Origin of the sequence: Knoellia flava TL1 (assembly GCF_000768675.1) — a bacterium.
In the GTDB taxonomy this organism is placed as follows: domain Bacteria; phylum Actinomycetota; class Actinomycetes; order Actinomycetales; family Dermatophilaceae; genus Knoellia; species Knoellia flava.
The window spans coordinates 73,247-91,696 of record NZ_AVPI01000034.1 but is presented as its reverse complement, the minus strand read 5'-3'; the positions used below and the strand labels follow the sequence as shown (position 1 = coordinate 91,696).

Below are 18,450 nucleotides of genomic sequence, written 5' to 3'. Positions count from 1 at the left end.
GCGAAGCCGGCCGACCCGCCGAGCCGCGACGTCGACCGGCTGCGCACCGCCGCCGCGACCCTGCGCGACCACCGCGACGCGATGCACGAGCCGCGCCACCCCTGGGGCGTCTCGGTCCACGACGTCCAGGAGGCAATCAGTGCCCTCGGCTCGGCCCCGCGCCCGCCGCACTCCCGTGTCCGGATCCGCGGCGAGGCGCTCCAGGCGCTGCCCCGCGACCGCTATGAGGTGCTCACCCGTGAACTGACCCGCGTGGCGTCGCTGGGCGCTTGGCGCACCGAGCCCGGGGCCGACCCGTGGTACGGCGCCGCCATCCGCACCGCCGACGAGGCTGTCCGTGCCCGCGAGCTCGTCGAGCGCTGGGCCGGCGACGGCGTTCCCGAGGTGGGCCTGACTCTCGCCGACGTCTTCGCCGGGCTGCGCCTGCCGGACTCTCGGACGGTGCGCGACTGGGGACGGGTCCTCGACACGGTCGCCCAGGTGCGCGACACCTTGGAGACCTTCCGGCCCGAGGTCTTCGACGTGCCGCTCGGCGAGTTCGTGGCCGCGACCGGGACGTCGGACTACCGCGCCTCTGTCGGGTCGGACCTCGGCTGGTGGGAGCGACGTGGCCTGCGCCGTCAGGTCCGCCGCTACGTCCGGCCCGGCCGCCCCCCGGCCGACCTGCACGCGGCGCTGCTCGCCGCGAGCGAACAGCGCAGCGCGTGGAAGGAGATGGCCGGCGCCGGGGGCCGTCCCGAGATGCCGGCCGACCTCGATCGCGCCCTCGAGGCGTATGCCGTCCTCGCCGCCGACCTCGAGTGGCTCGACGAGCGCGTCCCGCGGGCGGGCGATGCGCCGTCGCTCCTCGACGTGCCGCGCGAGGAGCTGAGCGCTCGGCTCCAGGCCCTCGCCGACGCCCCCGACCGGCTTGCCGTCGTCCCCTCGATCCTCGGGCCCGTCGAGTCGATGCGCGAGGCCGGGCTCGGGGCCCTGCTCGACGACCTCGCCGCCCGTCGGGTCAAGGCCGACGACGTCGCGGGCGAGGCGGACTTCGTCTGGTGGAGCTCGGTCCTCGACGACATCGCGCTGCGCGACTCCCGCGTCGGCGCCCATGACGGCGAGGACCTGAGGCGGACGGTGAGCGAGTTCGCCGGCGCCGACCGCGAGGTGCTGCGACAGAACGCCTCCCGCGTGCGCGCCAACGTCGACCGCGTCCTCGGCGACTCCCCGGAGCTCGAGAGCCTCGTCCGCGCCGAGGGTGCCAAGTCGCGCCGCCACCGGCCGCTGCGCGACCTCCTCCCGGTGGCAGGCGAGCTGCTCACCGCCGTCCGCCCCTGCTGGGTCATGAGCCCGCTCGTCGTCGCGTCGGTCCTGCCGCCCGGGGTGACGTTCGACGTCGTCGTCTTCGACGAGGCCTCGCAGATCCCACCGGCCGAGGCGGTGTCGGCGATCTCGCGCGCTCGGCAGGTCGTCCTCGCCGGGGATGCCCACCAGCTGCCGCCCACGTCGTTCTTCACGACGGTGTCCGAGGGTGACGAGGCGAGCCCCGACGACGCGCTGAGCGAGGGTGTCGAGTCGATCCTCGACGTCCTCGGCGCGACGCTGCCCAGCCGCCGGCTCTCGTGGCACTATCGCTCGCAGGACGAACGGCTCATCTCCTTCGCCAACGAGCAGGTCTACGACGGGTCGCTCGTCACGTTCCCGGGGACGGGGTCGGCGCCCGTGCTGCGCCACGAGCTCGTCGACGGCGTCGGGGTCGTCGCCGAGGGCGAGACCAGCGTCGAGACGACCCAGGCCGAGGTCGAGCGGGTCGTCGAGCTCGTGCTCGAGCACGCGAGCACGCGACCGGGCGAGAGCCTCGGCGTCATCGCGCTGGGGCTGCGCCACACCCAGCGTCTCGATGACGCCCTCCGGCGAGCGCTCCAAGGACTCGACGCGAAGACCGCGGCCTTCTTCACCGAGGACGTCCACGAGCGCTTCTTCGTCAAGAACCTCGAGCGCGTCCAGGGTGACGAGCGCGACGCGATCATCCTCTCGGTCGGCTACGGCAAGACACCGCACGGCCGGGTCCTGCACCGCTTCGGCCCGCTCAACAACGAGGGTGGCGAGCGTCGGCTCAACGTCGCGATCACCCGGGCCAAGAAGCGGATGACCGTCGTCTCCTCGATCGGCGCCGACGAGCTCGACCCGGCCCGCCTCAAGTCACGAGGTGCGCAGATGCTCCACGACTTCCTCGCGCACGCCGCGTCGTCGACCGCGCGGGCCGAGACCGGCGAGCCCGCCGAGGTCGCGCCGAGCGGCTCCGTGCAGTCGGTCGTCATGGCGGAGTTCGCCCGTCGGCTGCGCGCCAGTGGGCTCGTCGTGCACGAGCGCTACGGCTCGTCCGCGGACCCGATCGACCTCGCCGTCGAGGACCCGCAGCGTCGGGGGCGCCTGCTCGTCGCCGTCGAGTCCGACGGCCCCGAGTACGCCTCGATGACGAGCGCCCGCGACCGCGACCGGCTGCGTGCCGAGCACCTCGGACGACTGGGGTGGAAGCACGTCCGGGTCTGGACCCGCGACGCCTTCCGCGACCCGGCCCGCGACGTCTCGCGCATCCAGGCCCTCGCCGAACGCGGGGGCTCGTGACCCGTCGCCGGCGTCGCGCGACGAGCTCCCCGCAGCGGGTCGGCTCGGACGCGGGCCTCACGACGACCCGGCCCACGCCACCACGCGCCACCGATCAGCAGCCGACCGAGCCCGTTTCTCGCGACGGCGGTCGGAAGAGCGCAGGGTCGGCCGACGAGCCCGCGGCGACCGCGGAGGACTCGACCGGCGCCGCGACGACCACGGAGGCGGGCGGAGGGCATACGGGCGGCCGGTCGGGAGCCGAACGTCGCACGGTCGAGCAGACCAAGGACGACACCGACGCGGGCTGGGGCGAACGTGGGGACGACGACGCCACCGGCCGGTGGCTGCGCGAGAACCGTCCGCCGCACTGGTCCTGAGACGTGACACGGGGCGGGAGACGGCTGGTGCCGTCTCCCGCCCCGTGGCGGTTCCCGGTCGGGTGACCGGAGGTGGTGCGTCGTCGTCAGAGGTTGGGACGGGCACGCAGGCTGTCGCGGATCTCCTTGAGGAGCTCGGTGTTGGGGTCGACCGTCTCCGTCTCCGGCTCGTCCGGGAAGAAGCGGGCCTTCGCGGCGGCGTAGGGCTTGACCACGAAGAAGTAGACGACGGCCGCGAGGATGAGGAACGAGATGAGCACGGTGAGGAAGTTGCCGATCGACAGGCCGGCCGGCTCCCAGGCGGAGAAGTCCGGGCTGCCACCGATCTTGCCGACGATCTGCATGATGATCTTGACCATGGCCTCGACGACCTTGCCGAAGGCCGTGGCGATGACGACCGCGACGGCGAGCTCGACCACGTTGCCCCGCAGGACGAAGTCCTTGAATCCACTCATAAGTCTTGCCTTTCTTGTCGGAGAGGTGCCCCCGGACGAGCGTCGCGCCGAGGGGGATGCCACGGTACAAGTCAGGTCGTCGGTCGTCACAGCGTAGCGTCGGGACGGTCGGGCGGCGGACGGGTGGGCCCTCAGCCGGTGACGACGGTGAGGACACGGGGTGGACCGCCCTCGGGGCGCTGACCAGCGAAGACGCGGTCCAGTTCGGTGGGCTCGAGGGCGAGGACGATCCCGGCACCGACGTCGCCCGGGCCCGGAAACGATCCGGCGAACGACATCGGTTCGGGCGTGTCCGTGCCCAGGACGAGCACGTCGTGGGCGAGCGCCGGACCGCCGGTGTCGGCATAGACCGTGACGCGACGGCCTGCCGAGACGAGGTCGAGACTCCGTCCGTCGGCGACGAGCAGACGTGCCGCGACCGTGCCGCGAGGCGCTCCGTCGGCGGGGGAGCGGGGGACGAGACGGGTCGTCGTTAGTGTCTCACCCGCCACCACCGCGGAGCCGACGCGGCGGCCGATAAGGGGTCCGAGCCGGGCGACGGACGCGGGCGGAGGGGAGGAGCCGGGCACCCGGTCGACGCGAAGGTCGGTCGGCTCGAGGAGCGCGCCCGCCTCGAGCGCACGGGCCGCGACGACGACGGGTGACGTCGCTGGGGGAGGGGGACGCACGACCCCGACGAGAAGGAGCGCGGCCGTCGCGACGCTGGCACCGGCCACGGCCCGACGCAGGACCCGTCGTCGCCACCGCGCCCGCCGGGACGGTCCGAGGAAGGCCGGGCGAGGCGGCAAGGGGAGACGGATCCTGGGCATGCGACCGACGGTAGGCGCGCGGGTCGCCCGTCCGCGGCGCTCCTTCCGGGGCCTGTGGACGGCCACTTCGGAGCCGGCGCCTTGTGGACGACGGAGCGACCGCTCACGCGCACGTCGAAGCGCGACTCGCCCTCGTGGTGCCCGCGGCACTACGGTCGAGCAGTGAGCGACGACAGCACGACCGAGGCGCCCGACCACTCCGACCACCCCGACCACCCCGCGGAGTCGAAGCAGGGGCGCGAGCAGGACCCGGCGCGGTTCGAGGAGCAGGAGCCGGAGCGTGCGGACGACCAGCCCGCCGAGCCGCAGCAGCCGGCCTTCGCCGACCTCGGACTCGACGATCGGGTGGTCAGGGCGCTCAAGGACGTCGGCTACGAGACGCCGTCGCCGATCCAGGCGGCGACGATCCCGGCCCTGCTCGAGGGCCGTCACGTCGTCGGCCTCGCCCAGACCGGCACGGGCAAGACCGCGGCCTTCGCGCTTCCGATCCTCAGCCGCCTCGACCTCAAGCAGAAGACCCCCCAAGCCCTCGTCCTCGCACCCACGCGCGAGCTCGCCCTCCAGGTCTGCGAGGCGTTCGAGAAGTACGCCTCCCGCATGCCCGGTGTCCACGTGCTCCCGGTCTACGGAGGGCAGGGCTACGGCGTGCAGCTGAGCGCCCTGCGCCGTGGCGTCCACATCGTCGTCGGCACCCCGGGCCGGATCATGGACCACCTCGAGAAGGGGACGCTCGACCTCTCCGAGCTGCGCTTCCTCGTGCTCGACGAGGCCGACGAGATGCTCAAGATGGGTTTCGCCGAGGACGTCGAGACGATCCTCGCCGACACCCCGGAGGACAAGCACGTCGCGCTCTTCTCGGCGACGATGCCGTCACAGATCCGGCGGATCTCGAAGAAGTACCTCACCGACGCCCTCGAGATCACCGTCGAGCGGAAGACGACGACCTCGCCCAACATCTCGCAGCGCTACCTCTTCGTCTCCTACCCCCAGAAGATCGACGCCCTCACGCGCATCCTCGAGGTCGAGAACTTCGAGGGGATGATCGTCTTCGTCCGCACCAAGAACGAGACCGAGCTGCTCGCCGAGAAGCTGCGGGCCCGCGGGTTCTCGGCCGCGGCCATCAACGGCGACGTCGCCCAGGCCCAGCGCGAGCGCACCGTCGCCCAGCTCAAGGCCGGGAAGCTCGACATCCTCGTCGCGACCGACGTCGCCGCCCGTGGCCTCGACGTCGAGCGGATCAGCCACGTCGTCAACTACGACATCCCCACCGACACCGAGTCCTACGTCCACCGCATCGGTCGCACCGGCCGCGCCGGACGCAGCGGTGACGCGATCTCCTTCGTCACGCCGCGCGAGCGCTACCTCCTCAAGGCCATCGAGAAGGCGACCCGCACGACCCTCACCGAGATGCAGCTGCCGTCGGTCGAGGACATCAACGCGACGCGCCTCGGCCGGTTCGACGACCGGATCACGGCGGCGCTGGCCTCGAGCGACATGGACGCCTTCCGCGACGTCATCGGCCACTACGTCCGCGAGCACAACGTGCCCGAGTCCGACGTCGCCGCGGCGCTCGCGGTCATCCTCCAGGGCGACGAGCCGATGCTGCTCGACCCCGAGCCGGTGCGTCCGCCGCGCCGTGAGCGCGACGACCGGGGCCCGCGCCGGGACGACCGCGGCGAGCGAGGCGAGCGGGGAGAGCGGGGAGAGCGGGGGGACCGTCCGGACCGTGGACCCAAGCGCGGCACCTCCGGGCCGATGACGACCTACCGGATCGCCGTCGGTCGCCGCCAGCACGTCGAGCCGCGCCAGATCGTCGGCGCCCTCGCCAACGAGGGAGGGCTCGGCCGCCAGGACTTCGGCCGGATCGACATCCGCGCCGACCACTCGCTCGTCGAGCTGCCGGCGACCCTGCCGCCGGGCACGTGGGAGAAGCTGCGCGGCACCCGCATCTCGGGTCAGCTCATCGAGCTCCGCGAGGACCGCGGGCGTCCGGGGCGGCCGCAGCGCGCGGACCGCAAGCCACACCGCAAGGGTCAGCGGGCCGACCGGGACCAGTGACCCCGGTCGGGAGGGACGCCCTGCGTCAGGCCGAGGCGGCGGCGGCGGTCGTGGTGCTCGAGGACGAGCCCGACGACGACGAGCTCGACGACGAGCTCGACGACGAGCTCGACCCGGAGTCGGACGACGTGCTCGCGGGCGTCGAGCTGCTCGACGACGCGCGCGAGTCGGTGCGGTAGAAACCGCCCCCCTTGAAGACGACACCGACCGAGTTGAAGACCTTGCGCAGCGACCCGTCGCACTCGGGGCAGACCGAGAGCGAGTCGTCGCTGAAGGACTGGACCGCCTCGAAGCGGTGGTCGCAGTCGCGGCACGCGTAGGCGTACGTGGGCACGGGTTCCTCCCTGGGCAATGCGGATGAGCGTTCTCAAGGATACGGAACGTCGAGGGATGCTCCGGTATGCCGGCCGCCCACCGCTCGCGGACGGCATACGGTCCCGCTTGCGTCCGGCAAGGTGACGCCCTGGCGACCAGAGTTGCGGACGCCAGCCGAGGTCCCCGCTTGCGTCCGGCAAGGTGACGCCCTGGCGACCAGAGTTGCGGACGCAAGCCGGCGTCAGTCGGCGGTGGACCAGCCGGCGAGGCGACCCTGGCGGCTCACGTCGCGCAGCCGCTTCTCGACGGTCGAGCGGAGGGCGGCCGGGGTGACGACGAGGAGCTGGTCGCCGCGCCTCAGCGGCGTCGTCTCCTTGGGCACGAACGAGGTCTCGTCCCGCACGACGAGCGCGACGTTGGCGCCGGAGGGGAGACGCAGCTCGTAGACCTGGACGCCGGCGAGGCGCGAGCGCGGACCGACCGTCACCTCGAGGAGGTGTGCGCCGATGTCGTCGAAGGGCGTGGCCTCGAGCGCGAGGTCGAAGGTGTGGTGGGCGCGGTCGAGCCCGAGCCGGTGGGCGACCCAGGGCAGCGTCGGTGCCTGCACGAGCGTGAAGAGGATGACGAGGACGAAGACGAGGTTGAAGATGCCGTCGACCCCTGCCGTCCCCGCGGTCACCGGCACCGTCGCGAGGACGACGGGCACGGCGCCGCGCAGCCCGGCCCACGAGAGGAACGCCTGGGTCCGCCACGGGATCCCGAAGGGCGTGCACGACGCGAGCACCGACAACGGCCGTGCGAGCAGCAGGAGCACGAGCCCGAGGACGACGGCGGGGACGATCTCCCGCCCGAAGCCCGCCGGGTCGGCGAGCAGGCCGAGCATGACGAAGAGCCCGATCTGGGCGAGCCAGCCCAGCGCCGTGGCGAAGCCCGACACGGCGGCACGGTGCGGCAGGCCGCTGTTGCCGAGGACGAGCGAGGCGAGGTAGCACGCGATGAACCCGGACGCGTGGACGACGTCGGCGGCGGCGTAGGCGAGCACCGACACCGCCATGACCCCGATGGCGAAGAGCGCCGACGACCCGCCGGCGACCCGGGCCATGAGCCGCCCGCCGAGCCAGCCGACCGCGAGCCCGACGGCGGAGCCGATGACGAGCTCGAGCGTGATGAGGACGACGAGCGACCACCACGACTCGACCCCCGCGCCGGCGGCCGAACCGGTGGCGAGGGCCGTGACGATGATGACGACCGGGGCGTCGTTGAAGCCCGACTCGGCCTCGAGCATGCCGCTCACGTGCCGGGGGAGCGGCACCTTGCGCAGCACGGCGAAGACGGCGGCGGCGTCGGTCGAGGCGAGGATGGCGCCGATGAGGAGCGCGCTCGTCCACGTCATGTCGAGGACGAACCGGGCCGCCAGCGCGACGACGGCGATCGAGACGACCGCCCCGAGCGTCGCGAGGGCGGCGGCCGGCGCCAGCGACGGCCGGATCGACTCCCACTTCGTCGTCACGCCGCCCTCGGTGAGGATGAGGACGAGGGCGGCGTAGCCGAGGACCTGGGTGAGCTCCTCGTCGGAGAAGTCGATGCCGAGACCGCGGTTGCCCAGCACCAGCCCGATGCCGAGGTAGATGAGCAGCGAGGGCAGTCCCGAGCGGGTCGAGAGCCTCACCGCGGCGATGGAGACGATGAGGACGGCGGCCCCGATGAGGAGCGCGATCGAGAGCGCGTGGAGGTTGTCCGGCTCGGCGGTGACGACGCTGGTGGGTGCCGGAAAGGACGACGTGGCTGCACCCGGCATACCCAACGTCGTGATCACGGCCCGTCCTTGCGAGTGCTGCGGATGTCTGTCCTAGTCTCGCAGGGTGAGTCCCCTCCGCGTTGCGCGTCGCGCCTTGCTGGTCCTCGGCGGCATCGTCGTCGTCGCGGCCCTCGTCCTGTCCGTCGTCGGTGTGTCGCTCGTCCGCCGGTCCTTCCCGCAGACCGAGGGCGAGATCAAGGTTCCCGGGCTCGATGCCCGCGTCGACGTGCTGCGCGACGACCGCGGCATCCCGCAGATCTACGGCGACAGCCTCACCGACATCGCCAAGGCGCAGGGGTTCGTCCACGCGCAGGACCGCTTCTTCGAGATGGACCTGCGCCGCCACGTCACCGCCGGGCGGCTCTCCGAGCTCGTCGGCGAGGCCGGTCTCGAGACCGACCGGGTGGTGCGGACGATGGGCTGGCGGCGCACCGCCGAGGCCGAGCTGCCGACGCTCGACCCGCAGACGCGCACGACGCTGCAGGCCTACGCCGACGGCGTCAACGCCTACCTGCGCGGCCGTTCGCCGTCGCAGGCCTCGCTCGAGTACGTCGTCCTCGGCACGACCGTCTCCGACTACCGCATCGAGAAGTGGACCCCGGCCGACTCCATCGCGTGGCTCAAGGCGATGGCGTGGGACCTGCGCGGCGACTACGCCAACGAGCTCGCCCGCGCCCGCCTCTCGACGCGCGTCACCAGCACCCAGATCGCCGAGCTCTTCCCGCCCTACGACGCCGCCAACACACCCATTCTCTCGGCGGACCAGTGGCAGCCGAAGGACACCGGTGGCCAGGTCTCATCGAGCATCCCGGCCGCCCTCCGCTCCGCGGCGACGGCCACCTCCTCACGCGAGGTGGCCGACGCCCTCGGCACGCCGTCGGCACAGCGGGCGTATGCCGCGGTGGGCCGCGCGCTCGAGGCCGTCCCAGCGCTCATGGGTCGCGGTGAGGACATCGGGTCGAACTCGTGGGTCATCGGTCCCGACAAGTCGGCGACCGGCAAGCCGCTGCTCGCCAACGACCCGCACCTCTCGCCGGGCATCCCCGGCATCTGGTACCAGGTCGGCCTGCACTGCCGCGAGAAGTCCGAGCAGTGCCCGCTCGACGTCGCCGGCTTCTCCTTCTCGGGCGTGCCCGGCGTCGTCATCGGCCACAACGACAAGATCGCCTGGGGCTTCACCAACCTCGACCCCGACGTGAGCGACTTCTACCTCGAGCGCGTCGACGGCGACCGGGTCCAGCGGGGCCGGACGTGGGAGCCGCTGCAGACCCGCCGCGAGGTCATCAAGGTCGCGGGGAAGCCGGACGAGACGATCACCGTGCGGTCCACCCGCCACGGCCCGATCATGTCCGACGTCCTGCCCGCCCTCGACGACGCCGGTGAGCGCTCGCCCGTGCCGCAGGTGGAGGGGCAGGCTCCGGCGACGTCGCAGGACTACGCCGTCTCGATGGCGTGGACCGGGCTCCAGCCGGGCAAGACCGCCGACGCGATCTTCGCGCTCAACGTCGCCCAGGACTTCACCGAGTTCCGGCAGGCGGCGCGGCTCTTCGCGGTCCCGGCGCAGAACCTCATCTATGCCGACGTCGACGGCCACATCGGCTACCAGGCCCCGGGCCAGGTGCCGGTCCGCGTCTCGGCGTTCAAGGGCGCCCCGCCCGGCTACTGGCCCGCGCCCGGCTGGGACGAGACCTACGATTGGCAGGGCTACGTCCCGTTCGAGTCGATGCCCAGCGCGCTCGACCCCGACGAGGGGTTCCTCGTCACCGCGAACCAGGCCGTGACCTCGAGCCCGACGCCGTTCCTCACGACCGAGTGGGACTACGGCTACCGATCGCAGCGCATCCGCGACCGCATCGAGGCGGCGACGCAGGGTGGGCGCACCATCACCGCGGCGACGATGGGCCAGATCCAGATGGACTCTCGCAACCAGTTCGCGCCGGTGCTCGTCAAGGCGCTGCTCGCCGTGCCGCTCGCCGGGCCCGACGAGTCCGAGGACGAGGTCGCCTTCACCCGTGAGGCGCAGGACCTCCTGCGCGACTGGGACTTCACGACGCCCGCCGACGACTCACGCGCAGGTGCCGCGGCGGCCTACTACAACGCGGTCTGGGCCAACCTGCTCCGGCTGCTCTTCGACGACGAGGTGCCGGCAGACCTCCAGGCCGACGGCAACAGCCGCCACATGGCCGCCGTGACTCGCCTGCTCGAGAACCCCAAGAGCCCCTGGTGGGACAACCGCCAGACCGCCGGCGTCACCGAGAGCCGCGACGAGATCCTGCGGCAGGCCCAGGTCGAGGCCCGTCTCGAGCTGACGCGCAAGATCGGCAAGGACGTCGACGACTGGCGCTGGGGCAGGCTGCACACCCTCGAGCTCACCCACCAGGTCATGGGCGGCGACGCCGTGCCGGGCATCGTCCGCGCGATCTTCAACCGCGGCGAGTTCGAGATGCCGGGCGGCTCCTCGATCGTCAACGCCAACGGGTGGCGCGCCAACCTCGGCTACGAGACGACGTGGGCGCCCTCGATGCGGATGGTCGTCGACGTCGGGTCCTTCGACCGCTCGACGTGGATCAACCAGACCGGCGCGAGCGGCCACGTCTTCAACGGCCACTACGACGACCAGACCGAGGACTGGGTCGAGGGCCGTCAGCAGCCGTGGCCCTTCACCGAGAAGGCCGTCCGCGAGGCGACCGACGAGGAGCTCGCGCTCGTCCCGGGCGGCTGAGCCTCAGAACCACTCGATCCCGTCGGCGGTGAGCACGCCGTCGACGGGAAGGTCGTGGTCGTCGTGGGGCAGGGCGTCGGGCTGGACCTCGCCGGGGTGGAGCACGACGACGACCTTCGCCCCAGCCGCCTTGCGCGCGAGTGCCCGGTCGTAGCTGCCGCCGCCACGACCGAGCCGGGTGCCGGTGCGGTCGGCGGAGAGGCCGGGGCCGAGGACGAGGCCGGCGGCCGACAGCGCGTCGGGACCGGCCGGCATACGGGCGGGGTCGGAGGCGTCGCACCAGTCGAGGTCGTTGTCAGGCAGCGTGACCGGCACGAGGACACGTATGCCGTGCGCCGACAGCGCGTCGATGGTGGCCGCGAGCGGTGGCTCGCTCCGCATCGACTCGTAGGCCGCCACGGTGTCGCCGGGCCCGAGGCCCAGGTCGGTCACCAGGACGAGGACGTGGGCTGCGAGCGACTGCGCGTCGGCGTCGCGGTCTCGGTCGGCGACGATCTCGCGCCGGCGCGCGAGCAGCACCGGACGCAGGGCGGTCTTGTTCTCGGCCGCTGGTGTCGACGCCATCGCACCAGTGTGACCGCCGGAACGACGCACCACGAGCAGGGCGCGCTCACCTAGGGTTGCCGGCATGGGTGACGACGGACTGGGCGCGGCCACCGACCTCATGCGCGAGAGAGGTGTCGACGAGCGGGCGATCGGCGCCTTCACCCGCTTCTACGGGCTGCTCGAGACCGAGGCCACCGGCTACATCCACGAGGACGACATCGAGCCCCTCGGCACCGTCCGCTCGCTCGCCGAGCTCGAGGCCGGCGAGTCCGAGCTGCACGAGGCGCTCGCGACGTCGGCGGTCCTCAAGCTCAACGGCGGCCTCGGCACGTCGATGGGCATCTCGGGACCCAAGACGGCCCTGCCGGTGCGCGACGGCCTCACCTTCCTCGACATCATCGCCCGGCAGGTGCTCGCGCTCCGCAGGGAGCACGACGTCGAGCTGCCCGTCGTCTTCATGGACTCGTTCCGGACGCAGGAGGAGACGCTCGAGATCCTCGCCCGCTACCCGGACCTCGAGGTCGAGGGCCTGCCCCTCTCGTTCCTCCAGAGCGCCGAGCCCAAGCTGCGCGCCGACGACCTCACGCCGGTGTCGTGGCCCGATGACCCCGAGCTCGAGTGGTGCCCGCCCGGCCACGGCGACGTCTACATCGCGCTCCAGTCGAGCGGGTTGCTCGACACGTTGCGCGACAGGGGGATCCGCTACCTCTTCCTCTCCAACGGCGACAACCTCGGTGCGACGTTCGACCCGCGGATCCCCGCCTGGATGGCGCGGGACGAGGTCCCCTACGTCGCCGAGGTGTGCGAGCGCACGCGCAACGACCGCAAGGGCGGGCACCTCGCCCGGCGCCGCGACGACGGCCGGATCGTCCTGCGTGACTCCGCGCAGGTCGCGCCGGGCGAGGAGGCGCACTTCGCCGACAACGAGCGCCACGAGTTCTTCCACGTCAACAACCTCTGGGTGGACCTCGACCTGCTCACCGACGAGCTCGCGCAGCGGGCCGGGGTGCTCGAGCTGCCGATCATCGTCAACCGCAAGACGGTCGACCCCACCCGCAAGGACTCGACGCCGGTGATCCAGATCGAGTCGTCGATGGGGACGGCCGTCGAGGTCTTCGAGGGGTCGCAGGCGCTCTTCGTCCCGCGCGACCGGTTCCGCCCGGTGAAGACGACGAACGAGCTGCTCCTCGTCCGCTCCGACCTCTACGAGCTCGACGAGGCGAGCCGCGTGGTCTCGCTCATCGACCACGACGAGCCCTTCATCGACCTGTCCGACGAGTTCAGGTTCATCCAGGACTTCGACGCGCACTTCCCCCACGGGGTGCCGTCGATCCGCGAGGCGCACTCGCTCACGGTCGACGGGGACGTGACCTTCGGGCGCGACGTCACGTGCGTCGGCGACGTCACCGTTCGTGCCGAGTCGCCCCGCGTCATCGCCGACGGGGCGCGGCTCGAGGGCGACGCGTGAGGACGGTCGAGGAGCACCGTGCCGCCCTCGTCGGGCTCGTCTCGGCCCTGCCGCCGGTGACGGTGCCGCTCTCCGAGTCGCTCGGCCGGGTGCTCGCCGCCGACGTCGTCGCCGCCGTGGACCTCCCGGGCTTCGACAACTCCGCCATGGACGGGTATGCCGTCCGCTCGGCCGACGTCGTCGGCGCCGGTCCCGCGTCGCCGGTCGTCCTCGACGTCGACGGTGACATCGCGGCCGGTGACACCCGACGGCACGTTCTCCGGCGCGGCGCGACGATGCGGATCATGACTGGCGCCCCGATGCCGGACGGTGCCGACGCGGTCGTGCCGGTCGAGCAGAGCGACGGCGGGACCGACCGGGCCGCCCTCATGCTGGCGGCGGAGGTGGGGAAGCACCTGCGACGCCGCGGCGAGGACGTGCGATCCGGCGACGTCGTGCTGCGTGCCGGCATGCGGATGACACCGGGCCGGCTCGCCCTGGCCGCTGCGTCCAACGTCGCCGAGGTCCTCGTGGCGGCCCGGCCCCGCGTGTCCGTCGTGTCCACCGGCGACGAGCTCGTCGGGCTGGGTTCACCGCTCGACCACGGCCGCATCGTCGACTCGAACCGGCCCATGCTCATGGCCCTCGTCGAGGCGGCCGGGGCCGAGCTCGTGGGGTTCGGCCACGTCGGGGACGACGGCGAGGCGCTCGCGTCACTGCTCGAGCTCGGTCGTGGCGACCCCGACCTGGTCCTCACCACGGGCGGTGTGTCGATGGGGGCCTACGACACCGTCAAGGAGGTGCTCTCGCGCTCGGGCACGGTCGAGTTCAGCAAGGTCGCAATGCGCCCGGGCATGCCGCAGGGCGCCGGCGTCGTCGGGCCCCGCCGCACGCCGATCGTCACGCTGCCGGGCAACCCGGTGAGTTCCTTTGTGTCGTTCCACATCTTCGTCGTGCCGGTGCTCCGTGCGCTCGCCGGACTCGACCCCGAGGTCGCGCTCGTCGACGGCGTCGCCGCGCAGGGGTGGTCGTCGGTGCCCGGCAAGGTCGAGCTCACGCGGGTCGTCCTCGGCCCCGACGGCGTCCGACCCTCGGGCGGTCAGGGCTCGCACATGCTCGGCGCCCTCGCCGACGCCACCCACCTCGCCGTCGTCGACGCTGCGACGACGAACATCGAGCCGGGGGACGTCGTCCACCTCCTCCCGCTCGTGGGGCAGGATTGACGGTGTGGCGAGCGACGTGGGCGACCGGGAGGTCCCGAGGGGCCTGACCCACGTGCGGGCCGACGGGTCGGCGCACATGGTCGACGTGTCGGGCAAGGCCGTCACCGCACGCGAGGCCAGCGCCCGCGGCCGGGTCCTCCTCTCCGCTGACGCCGTCGCCGCCCTGCGGGACGGGACCGTCCCCAAGGGTGACGCGCTCGCGGTCGCGCGGCTGGCCGGCATACAGGCGGTCAAACGCACGCCCGAGCTCGTGCCGCTCGCGCACCCGGTCGCCGTCCACGCCGCTTCGGTCGACCTCGACGTCGCCGACGACGGCGTCGACATCTCCGCCACCGTCCGGACGGCCGACCGCACCGGGATCGAGATGGAGGCGCTCACCGCGGTGAGCGTCGCCGCGCTCGCCCTCGTCGACATGGTCAAGGCGGTCGACAGGCACGCGCGCATCACCGACGTCCGGGTGACCGCGAAGTCGGGCGGCCGCTCCGGCGACTGGGTCGAGCCGTGAGCGCCGGGAGCGGGGGCAGCGCCGAGAGCGCGGGCAGCGCCGACCGGTCCGGCCTCGCCGGTCGCCGGGCGGTCGTCGTCACCGCCTCGACCCGGGCAGCGGCGGGTGTCTACCCCGACCGGGGCGGGGCGCTGCTCGTCGAGACCCTGCGTGGCTGGGGTGCCGATGTCGACGACGCGGCCGTCGTCGCGGACGCAGAGGTGGGAGAGGCGCTGTCGGCCGCGCTCGCGACCGGCCCCGACCTCCTCCTCACGACCGGTGGCACAGGCATCAGCCCGACCGACGGGACCCCCGAGGCGACCGCGCCCCTGCTCGACCGCGAGGTCACCGGCATCGCCGAGGCGATCCGCGCCGCCGGGGTCGCGGCGGGAGTGCCGACCGCGATGCTCTCGAGAGGGCTCGCCGGGGTGGCCGGCCGCACCCTCGTCGTCAACCTTCCCGGCTCGACCGGCGGCGTCCGCGACGCCCTCGCCGTGCTCGAGCCGGTCCTCGCGCACGCGCTGAGCCAGCTCGCGGGAGGGGACCACTGATGCGCTGGGGCCGGGCTCGCGAGGAGTGGTCGGTCGTCATCACGGGCACGACGCCCGGCGGCCTTCCCCTGCTGCTGCGGCCCCTGCGGCCGGAGGACTCCGAGGAGTACGTCGCGGTCCGCGGCCGCAACCGGCACTGGCTCTCGCCGTGGGACGCGACCTCCCCGGTGCCGGTGACCGGCTCACGCACCTTCTCCGACGTCGTCGACTTCTACCAGGAGGAGGCGCTGGCCGGCCGGATGCTGCCCTTCGTCATCGAGGTCGAGGGCGCGCTCGTCGGCCAGGTCAACGTGAGCAACATCGTCCTCGGCTCGTTCCGCTCGTGCACCGTCGGCTACTGGGTAGCCCAGGCGGTCGCCGGCAGGGGGATCGTGCCCACCGCGCTCGCGCTCGCGGCCGACCACGCCTTCGCCGAGCTCGCGCTGCACCGGGTCGAGGTCAACATCCGCCCCGAGAACGCCGCGAGCCTCGCCGTCGTCCGCAAGCTCGGCTTCCGCGACGAGGGCCTGCGGCCGCGAATGCTCCACATCGACGGCGACTGGCGCGACCACCGGTCGTTCGCGCTCACGACCGAGGACCTCGGCGGCCGGACGGTGAGGGATCGCCTGACCCACTCGTCACAGCGGTCACTTGGGCGACACACCGTCGAGGGTCCGACTGCCTGACGTCTCGCCCGCATAACGTCGTGCTCGTGGAGCCGAGCAGCCTGATCTTCCTGGTCATCATCGGGATCTGGGCTGCCTACTTCGTCCAGTACTGGGTCCGTCGCCGCGAGCACCTCGCCACGATCCGGTCCGTCGACGCCTTCTCCGAGACGATGCGGGTCCTCGAGCGTCGCTCGCCCCTGCCCTCCGTCGACACCGGCAGCCTGGCCCCACGCACGTATGCCGTGAGCCCCGCCCGCGCCATGCGTCCGCAGGTGACCGTCAAGCGGGCCGAGGCGCACACGATGTCGCGCGTCGAGCTGCCGGCATCTCGTCCGACCGTCCCTGCCGCGGCTCCGTCGTCCACCGCGGCACGTCCCGCCCCGACCGGCGTCGCGCCGATGCACCCGAGCCGTGCCACGCGCGGAACCGTCCTGCTCGTCGGCCTTGCCGCAACCGTCGTCTTCGCGATCCTGTCGGTCCTGGGTGTGCTCGTCGCCTGGGCTCCGCTCGTGCCCCTCGCCCTCGCCGTCGGTGGCTTCGCCTGGCTGCGCGCCGGGGTGCAGTCCGAGATCCGGGCCCGCCGGGAGCTGCGTCGCGAAGCGCACCAGCAGGCTCGCCGCGACGCGCAGCGCAGCGCCGTCGTCGCTGCCCGCACCGCTGCGACCGTGCCCGCTCCGACGGCTCGACGTCAGGCCCCCGTCGTCGAGTCCGAGGTCGTCGTGGAGGACTCCACCGACCCCTCGTCGGGTGAGGCCGACACCGCGGACGGCGTGGCGCCCGAGGCGGCACCGTTCGACGTCAGCGCCGAGGCAGCGACGGAGCACGGCACCCAGTCGGAGCCGGTCGCGGAGGCCGTGGTTGCCGAGCCTGCTGCGGCCCAGCCTGTCGCCGGCGCCACCGTGGCCGACCCGCCCGCCCAGGTCACCCCGGTGCTGCCCGAGGTCGACGAGGACGACATCCCGCTCACCTGGGACCCTCGTCCCGTGCCGCCGCCGACCTACACGATGAAGGCTCGCGCCCCCGAGCGTCCGGTGCCCACCGCGGAGGTGGAGCCGCACGCGGAGGCGGAGGAGACGGCATACGACGAGCTCCCGGAGCGCCGGATCTCCGGTCTCTGACCGCAGGGCCACACGGAGAAAGGCCCGGTCCCCTCGTGGGGACCGGGCCTTCGTCATGCGGGGTCAGCGCTCGGCGTCGGCCTCCTCGACCTCCTCCTCGAGGTCCTCGGGAACCTCGCGTTCGTCGAGGAGGTGGTGCCCGACGGCGTTGAGCACCGCGACGAGCGGGACGGCGATGAGGGCACCGATGATGCCTGCGACGACGACGCCGGCGGCGATGCCGAGGATGACCGCGAGCGGGTGGACGCGGACGGCGCGGCCGAGGAGGAACGGCTGGAGCACGTGCGACTCGAGCTGCTGCACGGCGATGACGCCCCCGAGCATGATGAGCGCCTTGACCGGTCCGAGCGCCACGAGTGCCAGGAGGACCGGGACGGAGCCCGACACCAGCGCACCGACGACGGGGACGAAGGCGCCGAAGAAGACGAGGACGGCGATGCCCGAGGCGAAGGGGACGCCGAGCACCGCGGCGACGAGGCCGATGCCGAGGGCGTCGACGGCCGCGACGAGGATCGTCGCCCGGGTGAACGCGGACAGCTGCCCCCAGGCGATGACACCGGAGGTGTGCACCCTGTCGCGCGACGTGCGCGGGAAGAGACGCACGACCCACGCCCAGATCCGCTCACCCTCGTAGAGGAAGAAGAAGAGCGCGAACATCGCGATGAAGAAGCCGGCGACGAGGTGGGTGAAGGTGAGCCCGGCCTGTGCCGCGGTCTCGCCGAGGTTGCCGTCGCTCGAGCTCAGCTGCTCGCGGGCACGGTCGATCCAGTCGTCGACCTGGTTGTCGGTGATGCCGAAGGTGTCGCGGAACCAGCTGCGCACCTCGAGGATGCCCTGACCCACCTGGTCGCTGATGTCGCTGAACTGCGAGGTGAACTGCGACCCGACGAAGCTGAGCATCCCGGTGATGAAGGCGAGGGTGCCGACGACGGTGAGGCCGGCGGCCGCGCCGCGAGGAAGGGCTCGCGAGAGGAACTTGACGAGGGGGTAGAGCAGGGCGGCGAGGAGCAGTGCCACGATGAGCGGCACCGTGACCTCGGAGAGGTAGGCGAAGAGCCAGAGCGCGCCGAGCACCGCGGCCGACACGACGAGGAGCCGCCACGCCCACTCGCTCGCCGTCCGCACCCCGATCGGGACCTGCCACGCGGCCGGCTGGTGGGTCGGGTCGTCGTCGACGGTGTCGGTCGTGGAGGTCCGGGCCGGCGTCGACGGGGGCGGGGCGCCGAGGCGCGGGAGGTCCGCCGGGTCGGTCCGGCCGACCCTGGCGGACGGCATACGAAGTCGCATGGTGGTGAGCGTATGCCGCGC

Annotated in this window: 16 protein-coding genes; 10 read left to right on the top strand and 6 right to left on the bottom strand. The window is 72.8% G+C overall.

The window, feature by feature from the left end; genetic code table 11:
• Positions 1 to 2,610: AAA domain-containing protein (locus N798_RS11800; protein ID WP_035948737.1), on the top strand; the 2,610-nt coding region annotated here is incomplete at its 5' end.
• Positions 2,607 to 2,969, top strand: a complete 363-nt coding sequence (locus N798_RS11795; RefSeq protein WP_035948735.1) for a hypothetical protein — start codon at positions 2,607 to 2,609, stop codon at positions 2,967 to 2,969. The genes N798_RS11800 and N798_RS11795, both read left to right, overlap by 4 nt.
• Before the next feature lie 86 nt (positions 2,970 to 3,055).
• On the opposite strand, the gene mscL is transcribed toward N798_RS11795, so the two are convergent.
• Positions 3,056 to 3,424 carry a large conductance mechanosensitive channel protein MscL gene (gene mscL, locus N798_RS11790; protein ID WP_035948734.1) on the bottom strand — a complete coding sequence of 123 codons (369 nt, stop codon included), beginning with the start codon at positions 3,422 to 3,424 and terminating at the stop codon, positions 3,056 to 3,058.
• A 131-nt stretch (positions 3,425 to 3,555) separates the two neighbouring features.
• On the bottom strand, positions 3,556 to 4,233 hold the full coding sequence (locus tag N798_RS17435; RefSeq protein ID WP_084100588.1) for an SAF domain-containing protein: 678 nt from the start codon (positions 4,231 to 4,233) through the stop codon (positions 3,556 to 3,558).
• A 162-nt stretch (positions 4,234 to 4,395) separates the two neighbouring features.
• Between N798_RS17435 and N798_RS11780 the strand changes: the two genes are divergently transcribed.
• A complete protein-coding gene (locus N798_RS11780) occupies positions 4,396 to 6,291 on the top strand; it encodes a DEAD/DEAH box helicase (RefSeq protein ID WP_084100599.1) in 1,896 nt (631 codons plus the stop codon).
• 25 nt (positions 6,292 to 6,316) lie between these two features.
• Here the strand turns inward: N798_RS11780 and N798_RS17835 are convergent, their stop codons facing one another.
• Together N798_RS17835 and N798_RS11770 are read right to left on the bottom strand one after the other, a co-directional pair.
• Positions 6,317 to 6,625, bottom strand: a complete 309-nt coding sequence (locus N798_RS17835) for an FmdB family zinc ribbon protein (protein ID WP_035948733.1) — start codon at positions 6,623 to 6,625, stop codon at positions 6,317 to 6,319.
• A 222-nt stretch (positions 6,626 to 6,847) separates the two neighbouring features.
• Complete coding sequence (locus N798_RS11770) at positions 6,848 to 8,422, bottom strand: potassium/proton antiporter (protein ID WP_035948732.1); 1,575 nt, start codon at positions 8,420 to 8,422, stop codon at positions 6,848 to 6,850.
• A 46-nt stretch (positions 8,423 to 8,468) separates the two neighbouring features.
• Between N798_RS11770 and N798_RS11765 the strand changes: the two genes are divergently transcribed.
• Positions 8,469 to 11,126 (top strand): penicillin acylase family protein, encoded by a 2,658-nt coding sequence (locus tag N798_RS11765; RefSeq protein WP_052117249.1) that lies wholly within the window; start codon positions 8,469 to 8,471, stop codon positions 11,124 to 11,126.
• A 3-nt stretch (positions 11,127 to 11,129) separates the two neighbouring features.
• Here N798_RS11765 and N798_RS11760 read toward each other — a convergent pair whose 3' ends face one another.
• Positions 11,130 to 11,690 (bottom strand): 5-formyltetrahydrofolate cyclo-ligase, encoded by a 561-nt coding sequence (locus tag N798_RS11760; RefSeq protein WP_035948730.1) that lies wholly within the window; start codon positions 11,688 to 11,690, stop codon positions 11,130 to 11,132.
• Between the two features lie 64 nt (positions 11,691 to 11,754).
• Between N798_RS11760 and N798_RS11755 the strand changes: the two genes are divergently transcribed.
• Genes N798_RS11755 through N798_RS11730 form a run of 6 tightly spaced genes read left to right on the top strand, consistent with a single transcriptional unit; the run spans position 11,755 to position 17,142 of the window.
• Positions 11,755 to 13,140, top strand: coding sequence for a UTP--glucose-1-phosphate uridylyltransferase (locus N798_RS11755; RefSeq protein WP_035948729.1), 1,386 nt, complete (start codon positions 11,755 to 11,757; stop codon positions 13,138 to 13,140).
• Positions 13,137 to 14,342 carry a molybdopterin molybdotransferase MoeA gene (locus N798_RS11750; protein WP_035948727.1) on the top strand — a complete coding sequence of 402 codons (1,206 nt, stop codon included), beginning with the start codon at positions 13,137 to 13,139 and terminating at the stop codon, positions 14,340 to 14,342. Before N798_RS11755 ends, N798_RS11750 begins: the two co-directional genes overlap by 4 nt.
• Before the next feature lie 4 nt (positions 14,343 to 14,346).
• Positions 14,347 to 14,847, top strand: a complete 501-nt coding sequence (gene moaC, locus N798_RS11745) for a cyclic pyranopterin monophosphate synthase MoaC (RefSeq protein WP_268234566.1) — start codon at positions 14,347 to 14,349, stop codon at positions 14,845 to 14,847.
• Positions 14,844 to 15,377: a MogA/MoaB family molybdenum cofactor biosynthesis protein gene (locus tag N798_RS11740; RefSeq protein WP_052117247.1), complete on the top strand. Its 534-nt coding sequence runs from the start codon at positions 14,844 to 14,846 to the stop codon at positions 15,375 to 15,377. The genes moaC and N798_RS11740 overlap by 4 nt, the downstream gene beginning before the upstream one ends.
• Positions 15,377 to 16,042, top strand: a complete 666-nt coding sequence (locus N798_RS11735) for a GNAT family N-acetyltransferase (RefSeq protein WP_035948725.1) — start codon at positions 15,377 to 15,379, stop codon at positions 16,040 to 16,042. Before N798_RS11740 ends, N798_RS11735 begins: the two co-directional genes overlap by 1 nt.
• 26 nt (positions 16,043 to 16,068) lie before the next feature.
• On the top strand, positions 16,069 to 17,142 hold the full coding sequence (locus tag N798_RS11730; RefSeq protein ID WP_035948722.1) for a hypothetical protein: 1,074 nt from the start codon (positions 16,069 to 16,071) through the stop codon (positions 17,140 to 17,142).
• Positions 17,143 to 17,205: 63 nt separating this feature from the next.
• Here N798_RS11730 and N798_RS11725 read toward each other — a convergent pair whose 3' ends face one another.
• The gene (locus N798_RS11725) at positions 17,206 to 18,429 is read right to left on the bottom strand and encodes an AI-2E family transporter (protein WP_229708552.1); all 1,224 of its coding nucleotides are present in this window, start codon (positions 18,427 to 18,429) and stop codon (positions 17,206 to 17,208) included.
• Positions 18,430 to 18,450: the final 21 nt, after the last annotated feature.

What these genes read in the sequence shown, in the direction of transcription:
- mscL (WP_035948734.1), bottom strand. Translation starts at nt 3,424, where the DNA reads ATGAGTGGATTCAAGGACTTCGTCCTGCGGGGCAACGTGGTCGAGCTC.
- N798_RS17435 (WP_084100588.1), bottom strand. Translation starts at nt 4,233, where the DNA reads ATGCCCAGGATCCGTCTCCCCTTGCCGCCTCGCCCGGCCTTCCTCGGA.
- N798_RS11760 (WP_035948730.1), bottom strand. Translation starts at nt 11,690, where the DNA reads ATGGCGTCGACACCAGCGGCCGAGAACAAGACCGCCCTGCGTCCGGTG.
- N798_RS11755 (WP_035948729.1), top strand. Translation starts at nt 11,755, where the DNA reads ATGGGTGACGACGGACTGGGCGCGGCCACCGACCTCATGCGCGAGAGA.
- N798_RS11735 (WP_035948725.1), top strand. Translation starts at nt 15,377, where the DNA reads ATGCGCTGGGGCCGGGCTCGCGAGGAGTGGTCGGTCGTCATCACGGGC.
- N798_RS11725 (WP_229708552.1), bottom strand. Translation starts at nt 18,429, where the DNA reads ATGCGACTTCGTATGCCGTCCGCCAGGGTCGGCCGGACCGACCCGGCG.